General features: G+C 38.1%; 3 protein-coding genes. All 3 read right to left on the bottom strand.

Going from position 1 to position 4,456, the window contains the following annotated elements:
• Window positions 1–97: 97 nt before the first annotated feature.
• Window positions 98–2,359 carry a nitric-oxide reductase large subunit gene (locus BAZSYMA_RS07365; protein WP_090717273.1) on the bottom strand — a complete coding sequence of 754 codons (2,262 nt, stop codon included), beginning with the start codon at window positions 2,357–2,359 and terminating at the stop codon, window positions 98–100.
• Between the two features lie 52 nt (window positions 2,360–2,411).
• Entirely contained in the window at window positions 2,412–3,533 is a 1,122-nt protein-coding gene (nirK, locus tag BAZSYMA_RS07360; RefSeq protein WP_090717277.1) for a copper-containing nitrite reductase, read from the bottom strand.
• Between the two features lie 78 nt (window positions 3,534–3,611).
• A complete protein-coding gene (locus tag BAZSYMA_RS07355) occupies window positions 3,612–4,286 on the bottom strand; it encodes a Crp/Fnr family transcriptional regulator (protein WP_090717269.1) in 675 nt (224 codons plus the stop codon).
• Between the last annotated feature and the right edge of the window lie 170 nt (window positions 4,287–4,456).

The following is a 4,456-nucleotide window of genomic DNA, read 5'->3' as shown; positions in this document are numbered from 1 at the left end:
ATTTTAACAAAAGTTGGTTGATTTGTCTAGGGTTATTCTTGGTTTTATTGTTATAAATCAATGTTTTGTGTGGTTTTTAAGGGCTGACTAAGTAATATTATTTTTTTACAACAAACGCTTTGAACACAAACCACGCAAAAGTAAACACACCAATGGCAAAGATAGTATCGCCTGGCACTCTAGCCCAGACTAGTGCATGCATAATATCACTTTGCATAAATTCAACACTGCGTGCAGAGACATAACTCTGTGAAATACTTTGATAAGTTTGCCATAAGCCTTGTGGCAATAAAGATAAAAATGTCATCATTGCCAAGCCAATATTAAGCGACCAAAAAGTAATTTTCAAGAGTTTAGTATCCCATTGCTTTATGTCGGTTAAACCACGCATAGCATATAACATTAGACCAAGACCAAGCATTCCATAAACACCAAATAATGCTGCGTGTCCGTGATTAGCAGTAATGTTCAAACCTTGCATATAATAAAGAGCAATTGGCGGATTGATTAAAAAACCAAACAAACCTGCGCCAACCAAGTTCCAGAACAATACTGCGCTAAAAAACATAAACGGCCAATGGTAATTTTCTTGCCAAGTTTGTTGATTTTCTAATTTTTTATGGTTATATGCCTCAAACCCAATCACCACTAATGGCACTACTTCAAGCGCTGAAAAACTCGCACCAACTGCCATAATCGAAATCGGCGTTCCACTCCAATACAAGTGATGTAAAGTGCCTAATACGCCACCACCTAAGAATATAATCGTGGTAAAAACTACCATCGTAGTCGCAACCGAAGCTCTCAGTAGCCCCATACGCACAAACAAAACCGAAATAATTGCGGTGGCAAACACCTCAAACACACCTTCAACCCAAAGATGTACTACCCACCAACGCCAATATTCTATAACGCTTAAATTAGTATTTTTACCCCACATAAAACCAGCAGCATACAATAAACCAATAGAAATAGTGGCAAGCACGACAATAAATAAAAGTGATTTTAAATTTTTATCCTTAAAGGCGGGCAACAAAGCTCTTAACAATAAAACCACCCACAACAATAAGCCAATAAATAAATAAATTTGCCAGAACCTCCCTAAATCGATATATTCATAACCCTGATGTCCAAACCAAAAATTTAGGGTTAAATCCTTAATAAAGCCGTTTACTGCTAGCCATTGTCCTACAAATGACCCCACCACAATTAACAATAAACTAAAGAATAAAAAATTCACACCAAAACGCTGAAATTTCGGTTCATGCCCTGAAATCAATGGCGCAACATAGAGCCCCGTTGCCAGCCAAGCAGTGGCAATCCAAAAAACTGCCAACTGCGTGTGCCAAGTTCTAGTTACTACATAAGGAATATAATCCGCAATATCAATGCCATACAAGCCCTGCCCATCCACAGCATAATGTGCGGTGATAATGCCTAGCAATACTTGGGACACAAATAATGCAGTTACTACCCAAAAATATTTTGCAGTGGCTTTCATTGAAGGTGTTACTTTGTTATTTTCAATAAAATCAGCTGTGGCAATGCCTTGCTCAGGTTCTGAATTCTGACGCCACTTGTCAAATTGAGAAGCGTAATACCAAACAATGCCACCAATACCTGCTAACAATAAAAAGATTGAAATAATACTCCACAACAAAACTGAAGGAGGGGGTGTATTGCCTATTAATGGTTCGTGTGGCCAGTTACTGGTATAAGTAATATCATCCCCAGGACGATTGGTTGATGCAGCCCATGCTGACCAAAAAAAGAATGCACTAAGTTTTCTGGCTTTTTCTTCATCAAGAATCATTTTGATTGGAAAGGCATAATCCTCACGAAGTTGTTGATATTCTTGCTTATTTGAAGTATACAGGTTAATATAATGTTGCTGTGTTTCAATAATTGCTGAGGCACGATTTTGACTAATAGTAACCACACCTGTTATATCGTTATAGGTATTGGTTCGCATTTCATCTTTTAAAATAATTTTATGTGCTTCTCGTGTTTGGTATTCATTGTTTAAATAAAAACCACTGGATTTTATGGTATTTAACAAAGATAAAGCCTCACGATGCAGCCAATCTGCGCTCCAATCAGGCGCTAAATAACCGCCATGACCCCAAATTGAACCTTGTTGCATACCACCCATGGCTTGCCAAATGTTTTGCCCATCTTCAATATCTTGTTTGCTATAAACAATATCACCGTTGATAATTTGCACTGCATTTGGTATGGGTGGTGCCTTCTGGTAAATCTGCCCACCAAGATATAACAAGGCAGAAAAAGACAAAACCAAGCTAACAACCAGTGTTATCCACAATCTTTTAATGGTAAAAAAATCTGAATAATTTTTCATAAAACCCTCCTTAGTAAAAAAAACGATCTTTATTAAAGTCTCTTTTAGTTTATTATTTAATTTTACTTGGCGGTTTAACCTGTTTCATTAGGTCATTATTCCACTTTCCTTCAACAGATATATGTGCTGCACCACCCAGCATAATTGCCTCAATTAAGTTATGATTAACATAAGCATAAATGCCTGGCTGTTTAAAGGTATAAATTGCAGCCACCGCCTCACCGCCGTTGACATGCCAAGTTTCTCTATCAACGGTTGGTGTATTGTTAAACGAACCACCTGGCCACACCAAATCGCCGTGCCCACCAATTAAATGAATGCGTGAATCTTCATTAGCTTGCGAATGAATAAACAATACCGTCTCGCCAACCTTGGCTGTCATTGCATTTTTACCCGTTAGTGCGTCTTTTTTTCCATTGTAGGTAATATGTGTTGGCACTAAATTTTTCATCACTTTTAAAGTATCGTTCATAGAAGCAACCGCATTAGGATAGCGTTTGTAGTTGCCTTGTGCATCTTTTGGCACATACCAGCCCTGTTCGCCCAAATAATAGGATCGGTCATAAGTTACTAGATTGCCTTTGTTGTCTTTAAGTCCATCTTTTGGCAAAATCATAATGGCTCCGTACATACCTGAAACCACATGGTAAGGAATCATGATGCCACCCGGCGCACAATGATAAACATAAGTACCTGGTCTGTCAGCTTTAAAGCGTAAAACCACCTCCTCTCCAGGCGCCACTTTAGTTAAGGCGCCACCACCCAATGCGCCTGTTGAGGCATGAAAATCAATATTATGTACTAGAAAATTAGTTTTTGGATTTTTGAGTGTTAATTCTACATAATCCCCTTCATGTACTACCATCAAGGGACCCGGATTGGTACCAGAAAAGGTCATTGCTTGCACAAAAACCCCTGGTTCGACTTCAATTTCTTTTTCCTCAATGATCATTTCCATTTCAATAATTCTAGGCTTGCCTGAATAGTGCTGTTCGTGTTTTGGCAAGAAAGGAGGTGCAACCAATATTTGCTTGACACGCTCCAAACCTCTTAAGTTAGACTCAACACCAATATTGGCAATATAAGACTCTGCTCCCGCCTCTGCCATAACAATATTTGACAATGACAACGATAGTGCCATACTTAAACTTAATTTTTTAAATAGTTGTTTCATTTCTCTCACATTATTTAATTCAATCAAGTTAAATCATACTGTATCAATTATTGGCGATCATTGATATAAGTCAAGCGCTCAAGAAATGATAATATCTTCTAACTCAGATGGTTTTAGCAGCACAATATGGCTATTGTCAACCACTATCAAGCCTTGCTCGGAAAGCTCCTTGAGTGTGCGTGAAAGCGTTTCAGGCTTAATTGAGAGTTGCGATGCTAAGATATTTTTGGCAATGGGTAAATCCACATTGTTTGATATTTTTGCGCTGGCAAGTAAAAACTTAATCAATCGATATTTGCCGTCATGCAAAACCAAATGATTAATTTCACTCGTTGCCCAATGCAGTCGTTGTGATAGTTTACCCATAATCTTAAAACAAGACTTGGGTGAGGCCTCCAGTATCTTTAAATAACACTCAATATTAATACGCAATACCTTACTACGTCCTAATGCGCTTGCACTTAAAGGGTATTTTTTATGCTTAAAAAACATGACTGCTTCAGCAAAACTATGCCCTGGCTTAATAACATCAACCACCTTTTCAAACCCCTCTACAGACAAAAACGCCAACTTCATCTTGCCACTAATTAATAGGAAAAAGTCTTTTGCTACTTGCCCTTGCTCAAAAAGGCGCTGTTGATTATCCACCTCAACAAAGGCAGAGAATCTGCTAATTTGTGCCAATTCATTCTCAGTAAACTCAGAAAATAAAGTGTTCTCTTGTAGAATTTTTTGATACTCAGCGCTTAGCATAGTTCACCCCCCAGTTGTCAACGCTCAAATTTTATCCGAATTGGAATATTACCCGCATTCTTAAATTTAAATTAATATCCACGACCTCCACTTCACTTAAACGCTCGGTCAAGTACGCTTCTTTCTCAATAATAATCGGTTCAAAACTACTGCTGCGATCTCTTGGAACG

It is taken from the genome of Bathymodiolus azoricus thioautotrophic gill symbiont (genome assembly GCF_001298715.1).
Taxonomy (GTDB): domain Bacteria; phylum Pseudomonadota; class Gammaproteobacteria; order PS1; family Pseudothioglobaceae; genus Thiodubiliella.
The sequence above is the reverse complement of the archived record's forward strand: the minus strand, read 5'-3'. Positions and strand labels throughout refer to the sequence as shown.